Below are 23,388 nucleotides of genomic sequence, written 5' to 3' on the forward strand. Positions count from 1 at the left end.
CTATTTGATTTGTTTAGTTAGCGTAGTCTTTTTTTAGTTTTTTAAGTACTTTTTTACGAACTTTAATTTTATTGGCAGCTCTTAAATCATCAATCCACTTATTCTCTATATGATTTTGATAATCGCTAACTACTTTTCCTTTGATGTCTGCTAATAAAGCGCCATCATACTTTGCTTTATTATTATTGAAATAAGATTCTAATGCTTCTTTATCGTTTTGAGATTTATCCCAAACCTTCATTTTCATTAAATCAAATAATAATAAACCGTCTTTATATTCTTGTAATGTGTTTTTATAATCTGGATACAACTCAGGTAAATGATCTTTGTAATAATTTAAAACTTTTTCATTTTTAAATTTTTCCCATAAAGCATCAATTCCTAAATAGTTTTTATTTTCTATAAATTTAACAAAAGAAGCTAATTTAACAGATGTTCCATCAATAGAAAGTACTTCTAACTCATTTTGCTTTTTAGTGTAACCACCTTGCTTTGTTTGCTTTACAATAGAACGATTTTTTTGATTTTCAGTAACATTATACTTCTTTTTTAAATCGTCTATTAATTTTTGAGTTGATAAGTTTTCTCTATTGGTAGTTCTTATTCTTCTTTGAAGCTCTTCTTTCATTTCTTCAAAAGGCTTTACAGGATGCTTTTTTATCAACTTAACCATATGCCATCCAAATCTAGTTTTAAAAGGCTCAGAATATTCTCCCTCTTTGTTTAATGAAAAAACAGCATTTTCAAAAGGCAATACCATTCTTCCCGATCCAAATTTAGGTAACCTACCTCCATTTGCACCAGATGCTCTATCTTCTGAATATTCTTTAGCAACATCTTCAAAACTTATTTTACCTGCTTTTAATTGAGCGTATAAAGAATCTATTTTTTGCTTTGCTTTAGTTTCATCTCCTCTTATTAAAACATGAGATGCTTCTACTTCTCCTCTAGACTTTCTTTTATCTGTAACTTTTAAAATATGATATCCAAATCTAGTTTTAAAAGGAGCTGATACTTTGCCTATTTCTGTTGTGTAAGCTGCTTCTTCAAACTGATATACCATTCTAAAAGCAGAAAAATAACCTAAATCTCCTCCATTAACTTTTGCTGAAGGATCATCAGAAAACTCTTTCGCTAATTTATCAAATGCTTCTCCTGCTTCTATTCTTTTTTTGATATCGTTTAACTTTTGCTTCATAGCAACCGTATCCGATTCTTTCTTTTTAAAAGCTATTAAAATATGACCTGCTCTAACTTCTTCGTTAGTTCTTTCATAAGCTTGCTTTAGTAATTGAGCTTTGAAATCTTTATCATATAAATAAGGAGCCATTAATTGATTCTTATATGAATTTAATTCAGTTAAATAAGTTTTGTTTGTATCTAACTTTAATTGATAAGCTTCAATTAATTTAAGTTTATAATTAATGAATAGCTCTAAATTTTTATCTATTTCTTTTTCTTCATCTTTAATTTGGTCTAAGTTTTTTTCATAGACTCTTTTAAATTCTGAAGCGTATACAGGTTCTTTGTTAATAGTTAACAGCACTTCATCTTCTTGAGCAAAGCCTACTAAGCTTAGTCCTAAAAAAATAATTAAAAATAATTTGCTTTTCATCGATTTACTTGTCTTTGATTTGATTTATAATGAGATTATACCTTCAATTTGTTCTGCGTTTTTATAGTATGAAATTACTTCATCTGCGCTTTTCACATTTAAATGTATAGAAACACTTGTGTATTTACCTGATCTCGATTTTCTAGTGTTAATTACCGCTCCACCTTCAGTAAACAAATCTTGAACTTGCTTTATTTGATCTTTAGTGGTTGGGACTATAAATTTATACAAATAAGTTGAAGGAAACTCAGTTGTTTCTTCTAATTTTTGTTTTAAGTTCGTATAAAACGCTTCTCTATCTTGCATACATTGCTTTTTAACGTAAATAAGTAGCTACTTATTCTCTCTAATTTTAAAAAATTGAACACAAAATTACGTTATTTATTATATATAACCATCGAATCTAGTATTTTTGCCCTATGCAAGAGAAAATTGTTTTTATAGGAGGTCCAGGTACAGGAAAAACATCTGTTTTAAAATTTTTAGAGCAAAAAGGGTTTCATTGTATGCCCGAAATTTCAAGAGAAGTTACCAGAGAAGCACAAAAGCAAGGGATAGAGCAATTATTTTTAACTGACCCTATATTGTTTAGTCGCAAACTTTTAGAAGGAAGAGAAAAACAATTTTTAGATGCTGAACAATCAAAAAAGAATATTGTTTTTTTTGATAGAGGAATTCCAAGTGTACATGCGTACATGAGATATTTTAAAACTGAATTTCCTAATGTTTTTTTAGAAAAAAGTAATTCTTATAAATACACAAAGGTTTTTCAATTTTTACCTTGGAAAGAAATTTACACATCTGATAACGAACGTTACGAAACTTTTGAACAAGCTGAAATTATTAGTACTTTTTTATATGATGCTTATTCTGAATTAGGATATGAAATAATTAATGTTCCTTTTCTAGATGTTGAAAAGCGTTGCGAGTTTATATTGAATTCCCTTTAAAATTTGATGAAGCCTGAAGATATTTTATTAAAATACTGGGGATACACATCTTTTAGGTCTAAGCAATTAGATATTATTAATAGTTTGCTATCAGGTAATGATACTGTAGCGTTGTTACCAACTGGTGGAGGAAAATCAATTTGTTTTCAAGTTCCTGCTTTAATAATGAAAGGGGTTTGTGTCGTAATTTCTCCTTTAGTTGCCTTAATCGAAGATCAAGTAAAACAATTAAACGACAGGAATATAAAAGCGCTACATATTCCTTCAGGAACACCTCAAAATGAAATTATTACTTTATTTGATAACGTCAAATATAGTTCGTGCAAATTTTTATACTTATCTCCAGAAAGGGTACAATCAAAATTTATTCAACAAAAATTAAAAGAATTAGATATTTCTTTTTTTGTAATAGATGAAGCACATTGTATTTCTGAATGGGGACATGATTTTCGCCCTTCCTACACACAATTAGATATTTTAAAAGAAATTAATCCCAAAAATATCATTGCGTTAACAGCCACAGCGACTAACAAAGTTTTACAAGATATTTGCAATAATTTAAATCTTGAAAAACCACAATTATTCAAAAAAACATTTTCAAGAGATAATTTAGCATACCAAGTATTTTATACTGATGATAAGCTTTATAAATTACGCTTAATCTTCAAGAAAAATCATGCTCCTGCTATTGTTTATGTGAATACAAGAGCCAAAACCAAAGAGATTTCTAATTATTTAAATGCCAATGGTTTTAAAAGCGGATTTTATCATGGTGGTTTATCTACTATTGAAAAGAAGCAAGCATATAATAATTGGATGGATGAAACGAATCCGGTTATGGTTGCTACCAATGCATTTGGAATGGGAATTGATAAATCAAATGTAAAAATTGTAGTACATTATAACATTCCTAATTCTATAGAAAATTACACACAAGAATCTGGTAGAGCTGGAAGAAATGGTCAAAAATCTTTTGCTGTTACCCTTACCAACAAAGGGGATATTCAGTTAGCAGATGATATGCACAAAAGAAATCAGCCTACACTTGAGGAAATAAAATTCATACATCAAAAATTATATCAACATTTTCAAATAGCTAAAGGAGAGTTTATTGAAAGCGGATTCTCTTTTGATTTACTCGAATTTTGTCATAAATATAATGTAAAAGCCAATAAAACCTACGATGTATTACAGCTTTTGAGTAATTATGGAATTATTGAATTAAACAATCAAAGTTTACAAAAATCTACCATACAGTTTATAGCTTCTCATTCAGAGATTATAAATTACAAGAGAAATCATAAAAGTCAAACACTCTTCATTGATACCTTATTGAGAATTTACGAAGGTGTATTTGAAAAATCAGCAAAAATAAATGAGTTTAATATTGCTAAAAAACTAAACATTACTTCTCAAAAAGTAATTTATTACTTAGAAAAACTTGATGAACTAGAGATTATAAAGTATGCAAAGTTTAGTAAAAATAGTGAGCTCTTTTTCCTACAGCCTAGAGAGGATGACATTACAATTCATCGAATTTCTAAGAGTATTAAAAGCTATTTAAAATATAAAAACGAAAAATTTTATAGTTTACTTCAGTTTTTAAAAAATGACACGGTTTGTAGGAGTGTTCAACTTTTAGAATATTTTGATCAAAAAGATGCAAAAAAATGTGGCATTTGCGATGTATGCCTTCAGAATAAATACAATAAAGTTAATATTGCTGACTATATCATTAAATTATTACAACAACACAAAGAACTTTCTTCGAGAGAAATATGTGAACAAATACCTTATGAAGAAAAGGACATTTTAATACATTTGCGTAAACTGCTATCTGAAGAAGAAATATTAATGACAAACTATAACACTTATTATCTAAAATAAATGAAAGACATTCGAATTGTTTTTATGGGAACTCCAGATTTTGCAGTAACCATTTTAAAAAAACTTGTTGAACAAAAATATAATGTAGTAGGTGTAATTACTGCACCAGATAAGCCTGCAGGAAGGGGACGAAAATTAAATGAATCTGCAGTAAAAAAATACGCAGTTTCACAAAACCTTCCCATATTACAACCTACTAACTTAAAGAATCCTTCTTTTTTAGAAGAATTAGAAGCTTTACAGGCAAACTTGCAAATAGTTGTTGCATTTAGAATGTTACCAACTGTCGTGTGGAAAATGCCTGAATACGGAACTTTTAACCTACACGCTTCTTTATTACCTGAATATAGAGGAGCTGCACCTATTAACTGGGCTATTATTAATGGAGAAACTAAAACAGGTGTTACTACTTTCTTTATTGATGAGAAAATAGATACCGGTGAAATTATTTTACAAAAAGAGATAGCTATTGAAGATGATGAGATTGTAGGTGAGTTGCATGATAAATTAATGTACTTAGGTGCAGATTTAGTTACTGAAACTGTCGATTTGATTGCGGCAGGAGATGTTACAACTCAAAAGCAACCTGAATTAGAAGAAAAATCGGCTCCTAAATTATTTCCTCATAACTGCAAAATTGATTGGACTAAATCTGTTAATGATATTTATAATCACATAAGAGGTTTAAATCCATATCCTGCTGCATGGACTACAATTATAAATGGAGATGAAGAAATAGCTGCAAAAGTATATAAGGTACGTAAAGAGATTACAACACATGAATATAAGACTGGAAGTATTATTACTTCTAAAAAAGATTTAAAAATAGCTACTATAGATGGTTTTCTTCATATAGACGAAATTAAACTTTCTGGAAAGAAAAAGTTAGATGCTACTAGTTTGTTAAACGGATTTAAGTTTGATGAAGAGGCTAAAGTTCTGTAGCCCTTTATTAGCGTGGTATAGGGGGATTTAACCCTATTTTTCTTCACGTTATTAACAAAAACTAGCAACTTATCAACAAATTGCTTGTTTTTTGGTAATGAAACTTGCTCAATACCGCATTAAATCTATATTTGTTAAGCATTCTATGCAAATAATTTATTAATTAATTTTAAAATCTATAATTATGAACAAGTCTGAGTTAATCGACGCAATGGCTGCTGACGCAGGAATTTCTAAAGCTGCTGCTAAAGCTGCATTAGATTCTTTAACTAGTAACGTAACTAATGCTCTTAAAAAAGGAGATAAAGTTGCTTTAGTAGGTTGGGGAACTTGGTCAGTATCTCAAAGAGCTGCGAGAAACGGAAGAAACCCTCAAACTGGTAAAGAAATTACTATTGCTGCTAAAAACGTAGTAAAGTTTAAGGCTGGTGCTGGTTTAAGCGAGTCTGTAAACTAAGACATCACCAAATCTCTATATAAAACACCCTAATTTAATAGGGTGTTTTTTTTTACTGTAACATTTAAAAAAAAGATCAGTCTTTATAATAAATCAGTAAAAACATTACCATGAAAAATATATTCACACTTTTAGCACTTGTAATTTTAACTGCCAATAACTACGCTCAAAAAACAATTGAAGCAGCTGAAATTTTAAAAGACATTAAAGCTGGTAAAAACATCAATATAAGTAATGCAACTATTAAAGGTGTATTAGATATGACTTATATGGATGATGTATTGCCTACTCTTCCTAAGAGAAAACGATGGTGGAATAAAGGAGGTTCAAATACAGTTGAAAAGAAAATTGATAGTAAAATATCGTTTGTAAATTGTTCTTTTGAAAGTGATGTACTAGCTTACATTCCTGATGAAGATAGCGGATATACCTTTGTTTCTAACTTTAACAGCGATGTTATTTTCAAGAATTGTACGTTTGAAGAAAAAGCAATGTTTAAATATTCAGAATTTAAAAGCGATGCAGATTTTAGAGGTTGTAAATTCTTAGAAGACAATACTTTTAAATATGCTGTATTTAATCAAAATATTTCTTTTGAAAATACTAAGTTTGCTGAACCAGCTACGTTTAAATATGCTGTATTTAAAACGTTTGTGAGTTTTTCTAATTCAATTTTTGAAGAATCTGCTACTTTTAAATACACTGAATTTAAAAACGGAGTTTCTTTAAACAATGTAAAATTTAAGGAAGATTTAAACATTAAATACACTAAAGTAAATGGTGATTTTGATATTCAAAACATGACTGTTAGTTATGATATAGATTCAAAATATACCGAGATTAACGGTAAAAGTTTTAATAAATATTATCAAAAATAAACTTGGTAAACGAAATACAAAAAGAGGTTTAGTTGTAAAAGCTAAACCTCTTTTTGTATTAATAAATATTACTATTCAACTTATCCTTTAAACTTAGCAATATATTTTTCTGCATCTGAACTTAAACCTGATGGACTTGGTTCAAACATTGCACCATGAAAAACATGAAAATTAGTAATTTCGGCACCACAAAACTTAAATGTTAAGGTAAAATCATTCAATAATTCTTTTATTGAAATTCCTTTAGGCGCTGTATAATTTTCCTCTCCTCCACCAGTTGATATTGCAAATCCTATTTTTTTTCCTTGTATTTTATCTCCTTCAGGACCAAAAGACCATCCGTAAGTAAAAACTTGATCTATATATTTTTTTAATGCAAACGGTGTACTAAACCAATGCAATGGAAACTGAAAGATGATTTCATCATAACTTTCTATTAATGCTTGTTCACTTTTAACATCGTAATTTAAATCTGGATATTTAGTATATAAAGAATGAACATCAAAGGTATCTGAATGTTTTTCAAGTTCGTTTATCCAATTTTTATTTACCACAGATGCTGACAAATCTTGGTGCGTTACAATTACTAATTTCTTCATGATTAAATATTATTTTCATCAAATTTATTAAATTTGCTATACAAAGTATAGTCAATTACTAATAATAAGCACTATACTTTTGTATAGTAAACTTTAATTATATGGAATTAATTCGCAATTATCCCGAGGTAAAAAAATGCTCAAAAAGCTATGTTTTAGCTATTAATGACACACTAAATGTATTAAGTGGCAAATGGAAAATGCCCATCATTGGTTCACTTTTATATGGGAATAAAAGATTTAAAGATATTCAAAACTCTATTGATAAAATAACCCCTAGAATGTTATCAAAAGAGCTAAAAGATTTAGAAATAAATGGAGTTATTCAAAGAAAAGTTCATAATAACAGACCTGTTTTAATTGAATATGAACTTACTGAATCGGGAAAAAATATAACATTTGTATTAGATTCAATGGTAAAATGGGGTTTAAATCATCGAAAGATTGTATTAGATATCGACTTAAAATGTACGGAATAAAAAAAGGTAAGCTATTACAACTTACCTTCTTTCTTTATTTTTTTACTTCCTTCATAAAGTTCGTATTTCACAAATCTACAATCTAAATCTCCATTCTTTAAAGGAATTCTCTTAGATGTTTTTAAACCTACAAACTTTAAAGCATTCATATCAGAAGTAATAACCCAAGCAGTAGAATTAGGGTAACCATGTTTTAAGGTATCCCCTATTTTTCTGTAGAATTCTTCTGTATTGATATTTAAACGCTCTCCGTACGGTGGATTGAATAGTATAGTTGTTTTACCAAATACTTCTTTTTTAGAATTAAAGAAATTTACATGATGTACTCCTATAAACTCCTCTAAATTTGCATTGATAATATTTTGTTTGGCTTTATTTACTGCTGAAGGAGCTTTATCAAATCCCATTATTTTAAAATGAGAATTTCGTATTTTCTTTAATAAAGACTCTTCTATAGTATCATATAAATTTTCATCAAAATCTTTCCAATTTTCAAAAGCAAAATGTTTTCTATTAATATTTGCCGGAATGTTACATGCAACCATCGCAGCTTCTATCAGTAAAGTACCTGATCCACACATAGGATCTATAAAGTTTTCTTCACCTTTATAACCCGATAACAATACCAAACCTGCTGCTAAAACTTCATTGATAGGAGCAATATTCGTTGCACTTCTATACCCTCTTTTATGTAAAGAATCTCCCGAACTATCTAAAGAAATAGTAAGCCATTCTTTATGAATATGAACATGGACTTTAATATCTGGCTTTTTGATATCTACATTCGGACGCTTTTTAAATTTATGCACAAAATAATCAGCAATCGCATCTTTAGATTTTAAAGAGATATAATGAGAATTAGAAGTGAAGTTTTTAGAATACACAACAGCATCAATAGCAAAAGTACCATCAACATCAATAATACGTTCCCATTTTATACGCTGAATAGCCTCATATAAATCTTCTTCATCAAAAACCTTACTTCTTTTGATTGGTTTTAAAATTCTTATTGCTGTTCTTAGTGCAATATTTGCCTTATACATAAAACCTTTATCTCCTTTGAAGTATACACTTCTAATGGCTTCTTTTACTTCCATAGCACCTAGTTTCCTAAGCTCATCAGCCAAAACACCTTCTAAACCTGCTATGGTAGTAGCTACCATTTTAAAATCTTTATCCATGCTGCAAAAATACACTTTATACTAATAGCCACCTATATCATTATTCAGTTAAATACATTGCTTATTATAAAGACATCTAAAAATTAAAAAAGACATGACTTTTTTAGTCATGTCCTTTTATTTAATAAATAAAACGAAGGGTTTTATTATCGTATTTCTGAGTAACAAAAAATACTATTTTAAAAATAAGAAAAGGATGATGAGCCCTTTCAAACATCATCCCAATCTTACTTAGTATAATTAAGGTAACAACACCTTGTCTACAGCATGAATAACGCCGTTAGATCCTTGTACATCTGTTATAACAATATTAACTGTTTGCATGCTTGATGTTTGGATTTGAGCTCCAGAAGTTAAGTCAATCGTAATTGTTCCTCCTAAAGTTGTTACATCTCCGTTTGCTAATTGATCTGCTTGAACATTAGCTGAACCAACTACGTGATATTTTAAAACTGCATCTAAAGTTCCAATTGGAATGTCAGCAATTGTATTCCAGCTTGGATCAGAATCTAATAAAGCTTGAAAAGCATCGTTTGTTGGTGCAAAAATTGTATAAGGTCCATCTCCTGTTAATAAAGCAACAAAATCAGTAGTATGTCTTGAATCTGTTAAAGCAGCCACTAAAGATGAAAAAGCTGAATTGTTTGAAGCAATAGTTACAACATTTGGTGGTAACATTACTTTATCAATAGTATGTACAACACCATTACTTCCTAAAATATTTACATCAATAGGAGCAGAATCACCGTTGAACTGAACTCCACCTGTAACTTCAACTTGTAAAGATAAAGGCTCATCATTAGGTCCTTTTGCTAAAGTATTTACATATGTATCTGTTAAATCAGTAGATAATACTTTTTGATCTAATACGTGAAATAATAAAACCTGTGTTAAAGTTTCAACAGGAATATCATCTAAACTATTCCAGTCTGAATTTGAATCTAATAAAGCTTGAAAAGCATCATTTGTTGGTGCAAATACTGTGAATGGACCATCAGCTTGTAAAGCAGAAACTAAATCTGCCTTTTTTAAAGCAGCTACTAAAGTGCTTAAATTATCAGTACCAATAGCTAAATCAGTAATATCTTTAGGTAAATCGTCCATTAATAATACTTCATCAATAACATGTACCACTCCATTAGAAGCTTTTACATCAGCTGTAGTTACAGTTGCTGTTACATAAGAAGTAGATTCTATTTTAACTCCATTGGTTAAATCTACTGTTAATTTTCCTCCTCCTAAAGTAGTTATTTCTTGATTATCGCTTAAATCTGTAGATAAAGCTTGAGAAGTTACTACATGGTACTTTAAAACAGCCTCTAATGTAGCAACAGGAATATCATCTAAACTATTCCAAGCAGCTTTAGAATCTAATAATTTCTGGAAAGCAGTATTAGACGGAGCGAACACTGTAAAAGGTCCATCAGCTTGTAAAGCAGTTACTAAATCAGCTTTCTGTAAAGCTGACACTAATGTAGATAAATCAGCATTTTTAGAAGCTAATGTAGGTATATCATCTACTTTTACAATTGTATCTTCATCGTCGTCACAAGATGTTAGTAAAGCACAACTAACAAACAAAGTCATGATAAATGTTTTTGTTATTTTTTTGAATAGCATGTTGATGGTTTTTAGATTAATATCTTAATTTTAATAGTCTCTTTGATTCACTTTAAATTGTTTATTTTTTTAAAGCAAAAATTAAACAAAATTATTTTTTAGCTAAAAAAACGCTTTGTTAAGCGATACTCAAATATATCAATTTTGTTTAAATAAAAAACGGTTTTGTTTAACAAAAATTATTCAAGACACTAAAAAGCCCCTAAAAAGGGGCTTTTTTAACATATTATTAAGAAAAATTGTTTATCTAAAGTTAATTTTTCTTATTCTTAAACTTTCTGGAGTTACTTCTAAATACTCATCATCTTTAATGTATTCCATACACTCTTCTAATGACATATCAATCTTAGGAGCAATCTTAACACCATCATCAGAACCAGAAGCTCTTACGTTTGTTAATTTTTTACCTTTAATTAAGTTAACTGCCATATCTTCTTGCTTCGCGTTTTCACCAACAACCTGCCCTTTATAAATTTCTTGGTTAGGATCTATAAAAAACTTACCTCTATCTTGTAAACGATCAATTGCATACGCAGTAGCTTTTCCATTTTCAGAAGAAATGATAGCACCATTTACAACATCAGAGAACTGACCTTTATATTCATCATATCCTCTTAATCTGTGGTTAATGATAGCCTCACCTTGAGTTGCAGTTAATAATTTATTACGTAATCCAATTAAACCACGAGAAGGAATATCAAACTCTAAATGTTGTAAATCTCCTTTTGGCTCCATTACTAATAAATCACCCTTACGCATCGTTACCAAGTTGATTGCTTTAGAAGCTAACTCTTCTGGAACATCAATAACTAATGTTTCATAAGGCTCACATTTCTTACCATCAACTTCTTTTAAAATTACTTGAGGTCTACCTACTTGTAATTCATATCCTTCACGACGCATTGTTTCAATTAAAACAGATAAGTGAAGAATTCCTCTACCAAATACATTAAACTTATCCTCTGTATCTGTATCTTCAATTCTTAATGCTAAGTTCTTTTCTGTTTCTTTATATAATCTATCTCTTAAGTGACGAGAAGTTACATATTTACCTTCCTTACCATAGAAAGGAGAGTTGTTAATTGTAAATAACATACTCATTGTAGGCTTGTCTACTTCAATTCTTGGTAAAGCTTCTGGTGCTTCTAAATCTGCAATAGTATCACCAATCTCAAAATCATCAATACCTGTTACCGCACAAATATCACCACTTCTTACCTTATCCGTCTCAGCTTTACCCATTCCTTCAAAAACGTGTAATTCTTTAATACGAACTTTTTTAGTAGTACCATCAGCTTTACATAACATGTACTCTTTATTCTTTTCTAAATCACCTCTGTAAACTCTACCAATAGCAATTCTTCCTTTAAAAGAAGAATAATCTAATGAAGTAATTTGCATTTGAGGACTACCTTCTCTATATGGTGCTTCTGGAATAGTTTCCAATACAGCATCTAATAACGGAATGATATTTTCTGTTTCTTGTTGCCAATCAGTACTCATCCAACCATTTTTTGCAGATCCATAAATGGTTGTAAAATCTAATTGCTCTTCTGTAGCCTCTAAAGCAAACATTAGATCAAATACCTTTTCGTGAACTAAATCAGGAGTACAGTTTTCTTTATCTACTTTATTAACAACTACTATAGGTGTTAATCCTAATTCTAAAGCTTTCCCTAAAACAAAACGTGTTTGAGGCATAGGACCTTCAAAAGCATCAACCAATAATAAAACACCATCAGCCATTTTTAGTACACGCTCTACCTCTCCACCAAAATCGGCGTGACCAGGGGTATCAATTACGTTTACTTTAACACCTTTATAATTTATTGATACGTTTTTAGATAAGATGGTAATACCTCTTTCTCTTTCTAAGTCATTATTATCTAGTAATAAATCGGTACGCTCTTTTCTTTCGTCTAAAATTTTAGCCTGATCTATAATTTTATCTACCAACGTAGTTTTTCCATGATCTACGTGTGCGATAATCGCGATGTTTCTTATTGATTGCATTTTGCTACATTAAATTTGCCGCAAAAGTAGTATTTCGTATTGAATTGCCCTAATAATGAAACACATATTTCAGCACAAAATATTAGTTATTTTTTGCATCCTTTATAATTGCTAAAGTTTTCTTCTGAAATCTTTTCTCATTATAATTCATAAAAACGACTTAAAACAAAAACACACAACCCGCTACTTAACAGTTAATTAAACACAAAAAAGAGTTTTGTTAATATTTTAAAACAAAAGATTAAACATTTTTTAACATCTTTTTAATAGTAATACTATTAAATTTGCGAAAATTACAATTAAAAATGGATAAACTACTTTCAAATGTTAAAATAGAGGTTCCTGAAGGATTGTTTATAAAGAATCCTGAATCTTCTGAATTAGGGAAAAAAATAGTCGAACATAGCATTATACTTATCGATGAAATAGGCTTTGAAAACTTTAATTTTAAAAAGCTTGGAAAACTTATATCCTCCAACGAAAGCTCTATTTATCGTTATTTTGAAAGTAAACACAAACTATTAATTTACTTAAGTTCTTGGTATTGGAGATGGTTAGAATACCAACTTGTTATTGAAACTTTTAGTATTAGAAACTTAGAAGAAAAATTAGTAAAAGCCATTGAAGTAGTTACTAGAAAAACAAAAGAGGATAAAAACTTTTCTCATATTAATGAAGTGCTACTTAATCAAATTATTATAAATGAAAACTCTAAATCGTACTTAACCAAAAGTGTCGATTCTGAAAATAAAGAAGGATATTTTTCGCCTTACAAACGTGTGGTAAGACGATTAGCTGAAATAATTACTGAATACAATTCTAATTACGAATATCCTTTGAGTTTAGCTAGTTCAATTACCGAAGGTGCTTTACATCAACAGTACATGAAACAGCATTTTACTTCTATCACAAATTGTAATGAAGAAGTAACTCCAACCAAATTTTACACACACCTAATATTAAACGCGCTTTCAAATGAAAAATGAAACATTATCCCCTTGGAAAAGATTTTTAGGTTTACTTAAATTAGAACGAAAAGACATATTTCAAATATCATATTTTGCTATTTTCGAAGGTATTGTGTCTCTTTCTTTACCTTTAGGAATTCAAGCAATTATCAACTTAATTCAAGGTGCACAAGTTTCTGTATCCTGGATTGTTTTAGTTGTTTTAGTAACACTTGGAGTTGTTTTTACAGGAGTTTTAAAATTAATGCAATTACGTATTATTGAAACCATACAGCAAAGAATTTTTACAAGAGCTTCTTTTGAACTTAGTTATCGATTCCCAAAAATAAAAATGAGGGAACTACGAAAGTATTATTTACCAGAATTGGCCAACAGATTTTTTGATACATTAACAATTCAAAAAGGATTATCAAAAGTTTTAATTGATGTACCTTCTGCTTTCTTGCAGATCATATTTGCATTAATTTTACTTTCTTTTTATCATCCATTCTTCATTCTATTTGGTGTATTATTGGTGTTTTTAATCTATGCTGTATTTAAACTTACTGCTTCAAGAGGTTTAGAAACTAGTTTAGATGAGTCTAAAAACAAATATAAAGTAGCACATTGGTTACAAGAAATAGCTAGATCAGTGATTAGTTTTAAACTATCTGGTAAAACAAGTTTGGCACTAGATAAAAATGATTTACTTGTTGAAAAATACCTAAACTCAAGAGAAAGTCACTTTAAAATATTAGTTATACAATTTATTCAAATGATTAGTTTTAAAGTATTAGTTACTGCCGGATTACTTTTAATTGGTGGATTCTTAGTACTGGATCAAAAAATGAATATTGGTCAGTTTGTAGCCGCTGAAATCATTGTACTACTAGTGATTAACTCTGTTGAAAAGCTGATTTTAGGTCTTGAATCTTTTTACGATGTTTTAACATCTATTGAAAAATTAGGTCAGGTGGTTGATAAATGTATTGAAAGTCAATCTGGAGAAATTATTGAAGGTGATTTAGAGATTGAATTAAATGAAGTTACTTATGAAGTTAGTAACAGAAACTTCCCTATTCTTGAAAACATTTCTTTTGATATTCATAAAAACGATCGAATTTTAGTTCAAGGTGAAAGTGGCTCTGGTAAATCAAGTTTATTACAACTAATATCTGGGGTTATTGAACCAACTTCCGGACATATTTATACCAATAGCATATCATTAGGAAGCTTACAAATTAATGATTACCGTTCAAAATTAGGGTTGTCCTTATCTGAAGAATCTCCTTTTGAAGGAACTATAAGAGAAAATGTAACTTTTGGTAATACTGAAATTAAGGATGAAGAAATTTACAATATTTTTAAAATCGTTGGATTATCTGATTTCTTGAAACAACAAGCAAACGGTTTAAACACAATTATTAAACCTGAAGGAAAACAAATAGCCTATACACTTTCTAAAAAGATAATTTTAGCTCGTGCTATTCTAAAAAAACCACAACTTTTAATCTTAGAAGATCCTTTAGATCAATTCAAAAATGAAGAGACACAAAAAATAATCGACTTTATATCTGCACCAGAAAGACCATGGAGTTTGATTGTAGTAAGTAGTAATGATTTATGGAAAAATAAGTGTAATAAACGTCTACTATTAGAAAAAGGACAATTAAAAAAGTAAACTATGTTAAACATTTCGAATAATTCTATTTCAAAAAACATTGATTTAACAAAGTATAAATCGGGTAAAGAAATATTTACTAAAGAATATCATAAAAAATTTAGACGATTCTTATTGGTGTTTATCATCATTTTATTCATCATCATGTTTTTACCTTGGACACAAAATATCTCAGGTAAAGGAAGTGTTACTACGCTCAAACCCAATCATAGACCACAAACAATTCAATCTCAAATACCAGGTAGAATTGAAGAATGGTTTGTACAAGAAGGTGATTTTGTAAAAAAAGGAGATACGATTTTAAGAATTTCTGAAATTAAAAGCGAATACTTTGACGACCAATTAACCAAAAGAACTCAAAATCAACTTGATGTTAAAAATCAATCAGTAAATGCTTATAAAAACAAAATCAACGCACTTAAAAATCAATACAGCGCTTTACAGCGTGAACGTTCTTTAAAGCTAAAACAAGCAGATAACAAGCTTTTACAATCTAAACTTAAGGTTAAAAGTGATAGTATTGATTTAGAAGCAATGAAAACCAATACTGATATTGCTAAAATACAATATGAACGAGCTGTAACTTTACAAAAAGAAGGTTTAAAAGCAGTTAAAGACGTTGAAGAGAAAAAAGTAAAGTTTCAAGAAATGAGTGCAAAATTAATTTCTGTAAACAACAAACTTTTAGCTTCTCAAAACAATGTAATTAATGCACAGTTAAACATAGCTACTTTAAAGGCTACTTATGATGACAAGCTTGCTAAAACACAAAGTAATTTGTTTACAGCTGAATCCGCTGCTTTAGATACTGAAGCACAAGTATCAAAGTTAGAAATTAATGTAGCTAATTATACGCGAAGAAATAATTTACTATTTATCACTGCTCCACAAGATGGATTCATTAACAGAGCTATAAAAGCTGGTATTGGTGAAACTTTTAAAGAAGGAGAACAACTGGTAGGTATTATGCCTGCGGATTATGAGTTAGCGGTTGAAATGTTTGTACGTCCTATTGATTTACCTTTAATTCATAAAGGAGAAGACGTACGTGTTCAATTTGACGGATGGCCTGCAATTGTTTTTAGTGGATGGCCTAACGTTTCTTATGGTACCTATGGAGCTAAAGTAGTTGCTATAGAAAACTTTATTAGTAATAATGGAATGTATCGTGTTTTATTAGCACCTGATATAGATACAGTACCTTGGCCTACTGGTATTAGAGTTGGTTCTGGAGCTAGAACTATTGCTTTACTTGATAATGTTCCTATTTGGTTTGAATTATGGAGACAGATTAATAGCTTCCCTCCTAACTTTTATCAACCAAATGAAACAACACAAAATAAAACGACTAAAAAGAAAAAATAATGAAGAAGGTATTATTACTAAGTGTATTTCTATCCTTTTTTATATTAAATTCTCAAGAAAGTATAGATAATACGCTAACTCTTTCTGAGTATTTAGCATATGTCAAAAAGTTTCATCCTATTGTAAAACAAGCTCAGCTAAAAACTACAGAAGGAGAGATTAAGTTATTAAAAGCAAGAGGTGCTTTTGATCCAAAACTTGAAGTTGATTATGATAAAAAAGAGTTTAAAAAGACAGAATACTTTAACAAACTAAATGCTACGTTTAAAATACCTACTTGGTATGGCGTTGAATTTAAAGGAAATTATCAAAAGAATTCTGGTACATATTTAAATCCTGAGTTAACCGTTCCTGATGATGGTTTATACAGTGCTGGTGTGTCTGTTTCATTAGCTAAAGGTTTATGGATTAATAAAAGAATGGCTGCCTTAAAACAAGCTAAATTATACACTAAGCAGTTGCAAGCTAGTCAGCAATTATTAATTAATGATATTATGTTTGATGCCATTTACATTTATTTAGATTGGCTGAAAAACTATCAAATTAAACGAACCTACGAAAGGTATTTAGTTAATGCTCAAGAACGATTAGATAACGTAAAAAAGAGCTTTTTTGCGGGAGATAAACCTGCTGTGGATACATTGGAGGCTAATATTAATTTAAAAAGTAGAAAATTAGATTTAGAAAAATCTAGAATAAAGTATGTAAAATCTAGATTAGAATTAGCAAACTATCTTTGGTTAGAAGGTAATATTCCTCTGGAATTACAAGAAAGTGTTCTTCCAGATACTGAAACAATTATAAAAATTGAAGAACTATTAGATGTAAAGGATATGAATATTGATAGAGCTATGGTAGAAAATCATCCTAAAATTCAATCTTTACAGTTTAAAAAGCAAGCTTTATTAGTTAATAAGCGTCTTAAAGTAAATAATTTGTTACCTCAAATTGATGCAGAATACAATTTTTTATCAGCTAAAACTAAAGATTTAATTGATTTTAATACCAATGATTACAAAATGGGTATCAATGTTAAAATACCTATTTTTTTAAGGAAAGAACGTTCAGAATTAAGACTGGCTAAATTAAAATTAAGAGATATTGATTTTTCTATCTCATCTAATAAAGTGAATTTAGAAAATAAAATTAAAGCTACAGTTAATGAGGTTGAATCTTACAAAAGGCAAAATAAAATGCTGAATGATTTAGTGTTTGACTATCAAACCTTAGTCAAGGCAGAAGAAAGAAAATTTACTTTAGGTGAAGGTTCGTTATTTAGAATAAATTACAGAGAAGTAAAACTGATTGAAACTAAAATAAAAACTTCAGATTCAGAATTTAAAACCATGAAGTCCATTGCTAATTACTTTAGACTTTCGCAAGGTTTTGTAAACTGATCAAAAAATAAAAGGTTACTGTATTTTTCAGTAACCTTTTTTATTCTCAATTTATTTAATCTTTTTTATTGTTTCAGTAGTTGCAGCTGTAACTGATAAAGGAAGTACAATTATTACTCCAACTATAGGAATAAGTAGCAAAAGCATAAAAACAATACCATTTCCTATCGCTATTCCCCTATTCTGCTGTACAAACTTCACACTGTCTTTATACTTATAATGACGCTCTAGCGTATAATCTATATTACCAAAACCGGCATAATAAGCTTGCATAAGAAATAAAATAACAGATGAAAAAATACCTATAAGAGGAACAAATCCTAAAAGAATAATAGGAATAGTAAAGAATAATTCTCTAGAAAAGTTTCTTGTACTAATTTTAATTCCTCTTGATAATTGCTCAGAAAAAGTTGTTTGTCTATGTGTATGCTTGCTTCCTAAAAAATGTTTTTCTATTTTTTCAGAAACAGGACTCATAAACGGTGCTGCTAAAGCCATTACAATATGTTTGTATAAAATAAAACCTATAGCTAAAATTAGAATAGCACTAATAAAAACACTAACAGTTTGAAATGTTTCTTTTCCAAAATCCCATTTCCAAATACTAGCAATACTATTTCCTATATTATCAGAAAAAGAATAAGCTGCCCCACCAATGATTAGACCAACTACCAAACTAATCAACATTGGTATGGTAAAATATTTCCATAATTTAAGTTGTGATATTATTGATAAGGCTTTGAAATAGGCTTTAATTCCAGCAATTATATTTGGTATCATATTTTTTCTTTTTTTGTAAATAAAAAAACTTCTTTCAAAATTATGAAAGAAGTTTTTTATTTAAAATATTTTTTTCAATTATTCTACAACTTGACTGATAAAAGTTTCTAATTCTTTAGTATTTGAATCATTTACTTGATCCCAAGTCATTGTTTTAGATGGTGTAGCAGCTCCTCTTTTAACATCTACAAACTTTTTAGTTTTGTCAATTAAGTAAGCTGTTGGATAATCTAATTTGTGAACAAAACCACTAATATCAAGATTACCTTTTTCTACTTTATCCTTATCTGATGCAGGTACTAATACGATTCTTTTGTCTAACTTTTCTTGGAATCTAGCAAGTTTATCTTTCTTGTCCCAAAAAATCATTACAAAATCAACTTTATCATGGTACTTTTCTACCATTTTATTTAAAGCTGGTACTTGACCAAAACAAGGTGCAGACCATGTAGCTGCAGCTATTAAAACAATTGGTTTCTTTATTTCTTTAGTACTTATAACTTCATCATTTACATTCGTAAAATCATAGTTTAATAAATAACTATTCTTAATACACTTATCAATTAACTCTTCTGAAGTTTTACTAGTACAACTATTTACCGCCTGATTATAGTATACTCTTTGAGCGAATACGCTTGATGTTAATACTACCAACAATAATGTTATTACTCTTTTCATGGGAATTATTATTTCGTTACTTTTTATTTATTCTGATTTATATTCCTTAACAGCATCTATAAATGCTTTTGCATTTTCAACTGGGATATTCGGTAGAATACCGTGCCCTAAGTTAACAATATATTTGTCCTTTCCAAAATTGTTGATCATTTCTGTGACCATTTTTTTAATTTCAGATGGTGGAGATAATAATCTAGAAGGGTCAAAATTCCCTTGTAAAGTCATATTTCCTCCTGTTAAATATCTTGCATTTCTTGCAGAACAAGTCCAGTCGATACCTAAAGCAGATGCACCCGATTTTGACATTTCATTTAATGCAAACCAACAACCTTTACCAAAGGCTATAACTGGGGCATCGTCTTTTAACGCTTCAATTATTTCATTAATGTATTGCCATGAAAACTCTTGATAATCTGTTGGGGATAGCATGCCTCCCCACGAATCAAATATTTGAACGGCATTTACACCTGCAACCACTTTAGCTTTTAAATATGCAATGGTGGTCTCTGTTATCTTCTTAAGCAATTGGTGTGCCAAAACTGGTTGTGTAAAACAAAATTCTTTTGCTTTATCGAAATTTTTAGAGCCTTGACCTTGCACCATATAACATAAAATTGTCCATGGAGACCCCGCAAAACCTATTAAAGGTATTTCGTTATTTAATTTCTCTTTAGTAGCCTTAATTGCATCCATAACATACCCTAATTCTTCATGAACATCAGGTATAATTACATTATCTAAGCTTTTTTTATCTCTAATTGGGTTTGGTAAGTACGGTCCAAAATTGGGTTTCATTTCCACTTCAACATTCATTGCTTGTGGAATTACCAATATATCTGAAAATAATATGGCAGCATCCATTCCAAACCTTCTAATTGGTTGTACTGTAATTTCTGAAGCTAATTCAGGAGTTCTACAACGCGTGAAAAAGTCATACTTTTCACGAATTTCCATAAACTCTGGTAAATACCTACCAGCTTGGCGCATCATCCAAACAGGAGGTCTATCAACAGTTTCTCCTTTTAAAGCTCTTAAAAATAAATCGTTTTTTATCATATTATTTCTCAACAAAAACTATGGTTTTGTCTGTTTTATTTATTGTAACTATATGTATTGGCTGTGTAATTGCCATTCCAACCATGTCTGTAGGTTTAGGTCCATTTTGTTTAATTACAATTTCTAAAGCATTACTCTTTTGTAAAACTTCATTAATCTTAATCGTAAAACCTGTACTATTCCTTACACTATCAATGGCAACAATTACACTTTTTTTTGAAAAATCTATATTTGTTTGAAATGCTTCTGAAATTTTATTTACAGCATCTAACTTTAAAAGAAAACTTTTCCATTCTTCAACCGACTGAATAACAATATTTTCTTTCGTGAAACCTTCTTCTCCTGCACCAGTTAATACACCTTCATACAAGTTTACGATTGTTTGTTGTGTTTCCATATTATTATTAACCACCTTTTGTGAACACGAAAAATAAAAAAAGAGTGATAAAGTTATACTTAAAAATTTCATAATTTGTTTTTACATTTCTGAGACTGCTTTTAGCGCATTATCGATAGCCTTTTTAGCTTTATTTATATCTTTTTTACTTAAAGCACTCGATAAAAACCATGCTTCAAACTGAGATGGAGGTAAAAATATTCCGTTTTTAATCATTTCCCAGAAAAATACAGCAAACTTTTTAGTATCTGAAGTTTGTGCTTCTTCAAAATTAGTAACTTTTTTATTAGTAAAGAAAGGATTTAACATTGAACCAAATCTATTAACCGTAACATCTACTCCATATTTTTTTGCTGATGCTAAAATACTTTCTTCTAACTCTGCTCCTATTTTTTCAAACCCTTCATAAGGATTTTGTTTTTTTAATGTAGATAAAGTAGCAATACCACCAACCATAGCAATAGGGTTACCACTTAAAGTACCTGCTTGATACATTCCTCCTAATGGAGCTACATTTTCCATAATTTCATTTCTAGCTCCATAAGCTCCTACAGGAAAACCACCTCCAATTACTTTACCTAAACAAGTAATATCAGCTTCTACTCCTAACACTTCTTGAGCTCCACCAAACATAGAGCGAAAACCAGTCATTACTTCATCAGCAATTAACACTGCTCCATTTTTATGCGCTAACTCTTTTAAATCTTTTAAGAAATTATTTTGAGGTATTACAACTCCCATATTCCCTCCTACAGGCTCAATTATTACACCTGCAATATCATCGTGCTTTTCAAAATGAGCTTTTACGCTTTCTAAATCATTATAATTTGCAATAAGAGTATTCTTTACAGCTCCTTCTGGTACTCCTTTACTTCCAGGTAAACTTAAGGTTGCTAAACCAGAACCTGCAGCTACTAATAAAGAATCTTGATGCCCATGATAACATCCTGAAAATTTAATAATCTTATCTTTTCCTGTGTAAGCTCTTGCTAAACGAATTCCACTTAAAACAGCTTCAGTTCCTGAATTTACAAAACGAACTTTGTCCATTCCTGGAAAAGCATCACAAACTATTTTAGCTAACTTAATTTCATTGGCTGTAGAAGCTCCAAAAGAATATCCGTTTTTTAATGCTTTGGTGATAGACTTTTGCACTTTTTTATGACGATGACCTAAAATCATTGGTCCATAAGACAATACAAAATCGACGTATGAATTACCATCAACATCAATAATCTTGCTTCCTTTAGCCTTATCTATAAATAATGGATTTCCTCCAACTGAAGCAAAAGCTCTAACTGGTGAGTTTACGGCTCCTACTAAATTAACTAATCCTTTTTTGTAAAGTTTTTGTGATTTTTTAAACTTCATAAGTATGTTTTTCTATCATTAAAAATCAATTGAAACAATCTAAGAATATTCAATTGCTTTTCATTTTAATAATGTTAATTTTTCAATAATAACTTTGCTGCTTCTTTAGCAAAATAGGTTAAAATAATATCTGCTCCTGCCCTTTTAATACTCAATAAACTCTCCATCATTACTTTTTCACCATCTAACCATCCTTTTTCAGAAGCTGCTTTTAACATGGCATATTCTCCACTAACATTATAAGCTGTAATTGGCACATCATAATTATCTTTTAATAATTTGATGATATCTAAATAAGCCAAAGCTGGTTTAACCATAATCATATCAGCTCCTTCTTGAATATCAAGATCTGCTTCAATTAAAGCTTCACTAGTATTTGCAGGATTCATCTGATATGTTTTTTTGTCTCCAAATTTTGGAGCAGAATCTAATGCATCTCTAAAAGGTCCGTAAAAAGCACTGGCATATTTTGCAGTATAAGACATAATTGATACCTGAGTATACCCAGCTTCATCTAATACATTTCTAATATATCCTACACGACCGTCCATCATATCAGACGGACCTAAAATATCTGCTCCAGCCTCAGCTTGAGCTAATGCCATTTTACCTAAAACCTCTAACGTTTCATCGTTTAAAATTTCTCCATTCTCAACAATACCATCATGACCATCACTTGAATAAGGATCCATGGCAATATCTGTCATTAAAGCTATTTCTGGAAACTGAGATTTAATTGTAGCTAATGCTTGATTGTATAAACTGTCTTTATTATGACCTTCTGTTGCGTATTTATCTTTTTTATCGTCTCCTAATGAAGGAAATACACAATATCCTTTAATACCTAAATCAACGCATTCTTGGATTTCTTCTAACAATAAATCAAGAGAATACCTGAAAATACCAGGCATTGAAACTATTTCTTCTTTTTTTTGTGATCCTTCAATCAGAAATAAAGGATATATAAAATCGTTTACAGACAAAGTTGTTTCCTCTATCATGGCTCTAATAGCTGCCGATCTTCGGTTTCTCCTAGGTCTTCTTATATTTAACATAAGTATACTTAAAAAGTTGTGTAATTTTAAAGTAGAA

The 23,388-nt window shown here is 29.7% G+C and carries 22 protein-coding genes; 10 read left to right on the forward strand and 12 right to left on the reverse strand.

From position 1 onward, the window contains the following. Positions 1–13: 13 nt before the first annotated feature. Both EYW44_RS11950 and EYW44_RS11955 read right to left on the reverse strand, forming a co-directional pair. Positions 14–1,615 (reverse strand): peptidylprolyl isomerase, encoded by a 1,602-nt coding sequence (locus EYW44_RS11950; RefSeq protein ID WP_132723899.1) that lies wholly within the window; start codon positions 1,613–1,615, stop codon positions 14–16. Positions 1,616–1,639: 24 nt separating this feature from the next. After that, positions 1,640–1,921, reverse strand: coding sequence for a DUF493 family protein (locus tag EYW44_RS11955; protein WP_132723900.1), 282 nt, complete (start codon positions 1,919–1,921; stop codon positions 1,640–1,642). A gap of 113 nt (positions 1,922–2,034) precedes the next feature. Here EYW44_RS11955 and EYW44_RS11960 point away from each other — a divergent pair, with 113 nt between their 5' ends. From EYW44_RS11960 to EYW44_RS11980, 5 genes are all read left to right on the forward strand, one after another. Beyond that, positions 2,035–2,565 (forward strand): AAA family ATPase, encoded by a 531-nt coding sequence (locus EYW44_RS11960; protein WP_132723901.1) that lies wholly within the window; start codon positions 2,035–2,037, stop codon positions 2,563–2,565. A 6-nt stretch (positions 2,566–2,571) separates the two neighbouring features. Then, positions 2,572–4,452 (forward strand): RecQ family ATP-dependent DNA helicase, encoded by a 1,881-nt coding sequence (locus EYW44_RS11965; protein ID WP_132724004.1) that lies wholly within the window; start codon positions 2,572–2,574, stop codon positions 4,450–4,452. Beyond that, the gene (gene fmt / locus EYW44_RS11970) at positions 4,453–5,397 is read left to right on the forward strand and encodes a methionyl-tRNA formyltransferase (RefSeq protein ID WP_207893776.1); all 945 of its coding nucleotides are present in this window, start codon (positions 4,453–4,455) and stop codon (positions 5,395–5,397) included. It begins immediately after the preceding gene. Positions 5,398–5,581: 184 nt separating this feature from the next. After that, positions 5,582–5,854: an HU family DNA-binding protein gene (locus EYW44_RS11975; RefSeq protein WP_132723902.1), complete on the forward strand. Its 273-nt coding sequence runs from the start codon at positions 5,582–5,584 to the stop codon at positions 5,852–5,854. 110 nt (positions 5,855–5,964) lie between these two features. Beyond that, positions 5,965–6,732, forward strand: coding sequence for a pentapeptide repeat-containing protein (locus EYW44_RS11980; RefSeq protein WP_132723903.1), 768 nt, complete (start codon positions 5,965–5,967; stop codon positions 6,730–6,732). Positions 6,733–6,812: 80 nt separating this feature from the next. Here EYW44_RS11980 and EYW44_RS11985 read toward each other — a convergent pair whose 3' ends face one another. Further along, positions 6,813–7,331 carry an NAD(P)H-dependent oxidoreductase gene (locus tag EYW44_RS11985; RefSeq protein WP_132723904.1) on the reverse strand — a complete coding sequence of 173 codons (519 nt, stop codon included), beginning with the start codon at positions 7,329–7,331 and terminating at the stop codon, positions 6,813–6,815. Between the two features lie 101 nt (positions 7,332–7,432). Between EYW44_RS11985 and EYW44_RS11990 the strand changes: the two genes are divergently transcribed. Next, positions 7,433–7,810: a winged helix-turn-helix transcriptional regulator gene (locus EYW44_RS11990; RefSeq protein ID WP_132723905.1), complete on the forward strand. Its 378-nt coding sequence runs from the start codon at positions 7,433–7,435 to the stop codon at positions 7,808–7,810. A 14-nt stretch (positions 7,811–7,824) separates the two neighbouring features. Here the strand turns inward: EYW44_RS11990 and EYW44_RS11995 are convergent, their stop codons facing one another. The 3 genes from EYW44_RS11995 to typA form a co-directional block, all read right to left on the reverse strand. Continuing rightward, positions 7,825–8,991: a THUMP domain-containing class I SAM-dependent RNA methyltransferase gene (locus EYW44_RS11995; protein WP_132723906.1), complete on the reverse strand. Its 1,167-nt coding sequence runs from the start codon at positions 8,989–8,991 to the stop codon at positions 7,825–7,827. Positions 8,992–9,231: 240 nt separating this feature from the next. Then, a complete protein-coding gene (locus tag EYW44_RS12000; protein ID WP_165872212.1) occupies positions 9,232–10,578 on the reverse strand; it encodes a fasciclin domain-containing protein in 1,347 nt (448 codons plus the stop codon). Positions 10,579–10,854: 276 nt separating this feature from the next. Further along, a complete protein-coding gene (typA, locus tag EYW44_RS12005; RefSeq protein WP_132723908.1) occupies positions 10,855–12,624 on the reverse strand; it encodes a translational GTPase TypA in 1,770 nt (589 codons plus the stop codon). A 305-nt stretch (positions 12,625–12,929) separates the two neighbouring features. On the opposite strand from typA, the gene EYW44_RS12010 reads away from it, so the two are divergent. From EYW44_RS12010 to EYW44_RS12025, 4 genes are read left to right on the forward strand one after another with little or no spacing between them, the layout of a single operon-like run. Then, the gene (locus tag EYW44_RS12010; protein WP_132723909.1) at positions 12,930–13,610 is read left to right on the forward strand and encodes a TetR/AcrR family transcriptional regulator; all 681 of its coding nucleotides are present in this window, start codon (positions 12,930–12,932) and stop codon (positions 13,608–13,610) included. Then, positions 13,600–15,252, forward strand: coding sequence for a peptidase domain-containing ABC transporter (locus tag EYW44_RS12015; RefSeq protein WP_132723910.1), 1,653 nt, complete (start codon positions 13,600–13,602; stop codon positions 15,250–15,252). The genes EYW44_RS12010 and EYW44_RS12015 overlap by 11 nt, the downstream gene beginning before the upstream one ends. A gap of 3 nt (positions 15,253–15,255) precedes the next feature. Beyond that, a complete protein-coding gene (locus EYW44_RS12020; RefSeq protein WP_132723911.1) occupies positions 15,256–16,617 on the forward strand; it encodes an HlyD family secretion protein in 1,362 nt (453 codons plus the stop codon). Continuing rightward, positions 16,617–18,014: a TolC family protein gene (locus EYW44_RS12025; protein WP_132723912.1), complete on the forward strand. Its 1,398-nt coding sequence runs from the start codon at positions 16,617–16,619 to the stop codon at positions 18,012–18,014. The genes EYW44_RS12020 and EYW44_RS12025 overlap by 1 nt, the downstream gene beginning before the upstream one ends. 51 nt (positions 18,015–18,065) lie before the next feature. Here the strand turns inward: EYW44_RS12025 and EYW44_RS12030 are convergent, their stop codons facing one another. The 6 genes from EYW44_RS12030 to hemB all read right to left on the reverse strand — a co-directional run bounded on the left by EYW44_RS12030 (position 18,066) and on the right by hemB (position 23,351). Continuing rightward, a complete protein-coding gene (locus tag EYW44_RS12030; RefSeq protein WP_132723913.1) occupies positions 18,066–18,794 on the reverse strand; it encodes an EI24 domain-containing protein in 729 nt (242 codons plus the stop codon). A 78-nt stretch (positions 18,795–18,872) separates the two neighbouring features. Further along, a complete protein-coding gene (locus EYW44_RS12035) occupies positions 18,873–19,472 on the reverse strand; it encodes a TlpA family protein disulfide reductase (protein WP_132723914.1) in 600 nt (199 codons plus the stop codon). 27 nt (positions 19,473–19,499) lie between these two features. Then, positions 19,500–20,528 (reverse strand): uroporphyrinogen decarboxylase, encoded by a 1,029-nt coding sequence (gene hemE, locus EYW44_RS12040; protein WP_132723915.1) that lies wholly within the window; start codon positions 20,526–20,528, stop codon positions 19,500–19,502. Position 20,529: 1 nt separating this feature from the next. Beyond that, the gene (locus EYW44_RS12045) at positions 20,530–20,925 is read right to left on the reverse strand and encodes a protease complex subunit PrcB family protein (RefSeq protein ID WP_165872213.1); all 396 of its coding nucleotides are present in this window, start codon (positions 20,923–20,925) and stop codon (positions 20,530–20,532) included. Positions 20,926–21,006: 81 nt separating this feature from the next. Continuing rightward, complete coding sequence (gene hemL, locus EYW44_RS12050; RefSeq protein WP_132723917.1) at positions 21,007–22,296, reverse strand: glutamate-1-semialdehyde 2,1-aminomutase; 1,290 nt, start codon at positions 22,294–22,296, stop codon at positions 21,007–21,009. A gap of 74 nt (positions 22,297–22,370) precedes the next feature. Beyond that, complete coding sequence (gene hemB, locus EYW44_RS12055) at positions 22,371–23,351, reverse strand: porphobilinogen synthase (RefSeq protein ID WP_132723918.1); 981 nt, start codon at positions 23,349–23,351, stop codon at positions 22,371–22,373. Positions 23,352–23,388 lie beyond the last annotated feature (37 nt).

It is taken from the genome of Tenacibaculum sp. M341 (assembly GCF_004337695.1).
In the GTDB taxonomy this organism is placed as follows: domain Bacteria; phylum Bacteroidota; class Bacteroidia; order Flavobacteriales; family Flavobacteriaceae; genus Polaribacter.

Excerpts from the sequence above, each read along its gene's own strand:
- EYW44_RS11950 (WP_132723899.1), bottom strand. The coding sequence starts at position 1,615 with ATGAAAAGCAAATTATTTTTAATTATTTTTTTAGGACTAAGCTTAGTA.
- EYW44_RS11955 (WP_132723900.1), bottom strand. The coding sequence starts at position 1,921 with ATGCAAGATAGAGAAGCGTTTTATACGAACTTAAAACAAAAATTAGAA.
- EYW44_RS11960 (WP_132723901.1), top strand. The coding sequence starts at position 2,035 with ATGCAAGAGAAAATTGTTTTTATAGGAGGTCCAGGTACAGGAAAAACA.
- EYW44_RS11965 (WP_132724004.1), top strand. The coding sequence starts at position 2,572 with ATGAAGCCTGAAGATATTTTATTAAAATACTGGGGATACACATCTTTT.
- fmt (WP_207893776.1), top strand. The coding sequence starts at position 4,453 with ATGAAAGACATTCGAATTGTTTTTATGGGAACTCCAGATTTTGCAGTA.
- EYW44_RS11975 (WP_132723902.1), top strand. The coding sequence starts at position 5,582 with ATGAACAAGTCTGAGTTAATCGACGCAATGGCTGCTGACGCAGGAATT.
- EYW44_RS11980 (WP_132723903.1), top strand. The coding sequence starts at position 5,965 with ATGAAAAATATATTCACACTTTTAGCACTTGTAATTTTAACTGCCAAT.
- EYW44_RS11985 (WP_132723904.1), bottom strand. The coding sequence starts at position 7,331 with ATGAAGAAATTAGTAATTGTAACGCACCAAGATTTGTCAGCATCTGTG.
- EYW44_RS11990 (WP_132723905.1), top strand. The coding sequence starts at position 7,433 with ATGGAATTAATTCGCAATTATCCCGAGGTAAAAAAATGCTCAAAAAGC.
- EYW44_RS11995 (WP_132723906.1), bottom strand. The coding sequence starts at position 8,991 with ATGGATAAAGATTTTAAAATGGTAGCTACTACCATAGCAGGTTTAGAA.
- EYW44_RS12000 (WP_165872212.1), bottom strand. The coding sequence starts at position 10,578 with ATGACTTTGTTTGTTAGTTGTGCTTTACTAACATCTTGTGACGACGAT.
- typA (WP_132723908.1), bottom strand. The coding sequence starts at position 12,624 with ATGCAATCAATAAGAAACATCGCGATTATCGCACACGTAGATCATGGA.
- EYW44_RS12010 (WP_132723909.1), top strand. The coding sequence starts at position 12,930 with ATGGATAAACTACTTTCAAATGTTAAAATAGAGGTTCCTGAAGGATTG.
- EYW44_RS12015 (WP_132723910.1), top strand. The coding sequence starts at position 13,600 with ATGAAAAATGAAACATTATCCCCTTGGAAAAGATTTTTAGGTTTACTT.
- EYW44_RS12020 (WP_132723911.1), top strand. The coding sequence starts at position 15,256 with ATGTTAAACATTTCGAATAATTCTATTTCAAAAAACATTGATTTAACA.
- EYW44_RS12025 (WP_132723912.1), top strand. The coding sequence starts at position 16,617 with ATGAAGAAGGTATTATTACTAAGTGTATTTCTATCCTTTTTTATATTA.
- EYW44_RS12030 (WP_132723913.1), bottom strand. The coding sequence starts at position 18,794 with ATGATACCAAATATAATTGCTGGAATTAAAGCCTATTTCAAAGCCTTA.
- EYW44_RS12035 (WP_132723914.1), bottom strand. The coding sequence starts at position 19,472 with ATGAAAAGAGTAATAACATTATTGTTGGTAGTATTAACATCAAGCGTA.
- hemE (WP_132723915.1), bottom strand. The coding sequence starts at position 20,528 with ATGATAAAAAACGATTTATTTTTAAGAGCTTTAAAAGGAGAAACTGTT.
- EYW44_RS12045 (WP_165872213.1), bottom strand. The coding sequence starts at position 20,925 with ATGGAAACACAACAAACAATCGTAAACTTGTATGAAGGTGTATTAACT.
- hemL (WP_132723917.1), bottom strand. The coding sequence starts at position 22,296 with ATGAAGTTTAAAAAATCACAAAAACTTTACAAAAAAGGATTAGTTAAT.
- hemB (WP_132723918.1), bottom strand. The coding sequence starts at position 23,351 with ATGTTAAATATAAGAAGACCTAGGAGAAACCGAAGATCGGCAGCTATT.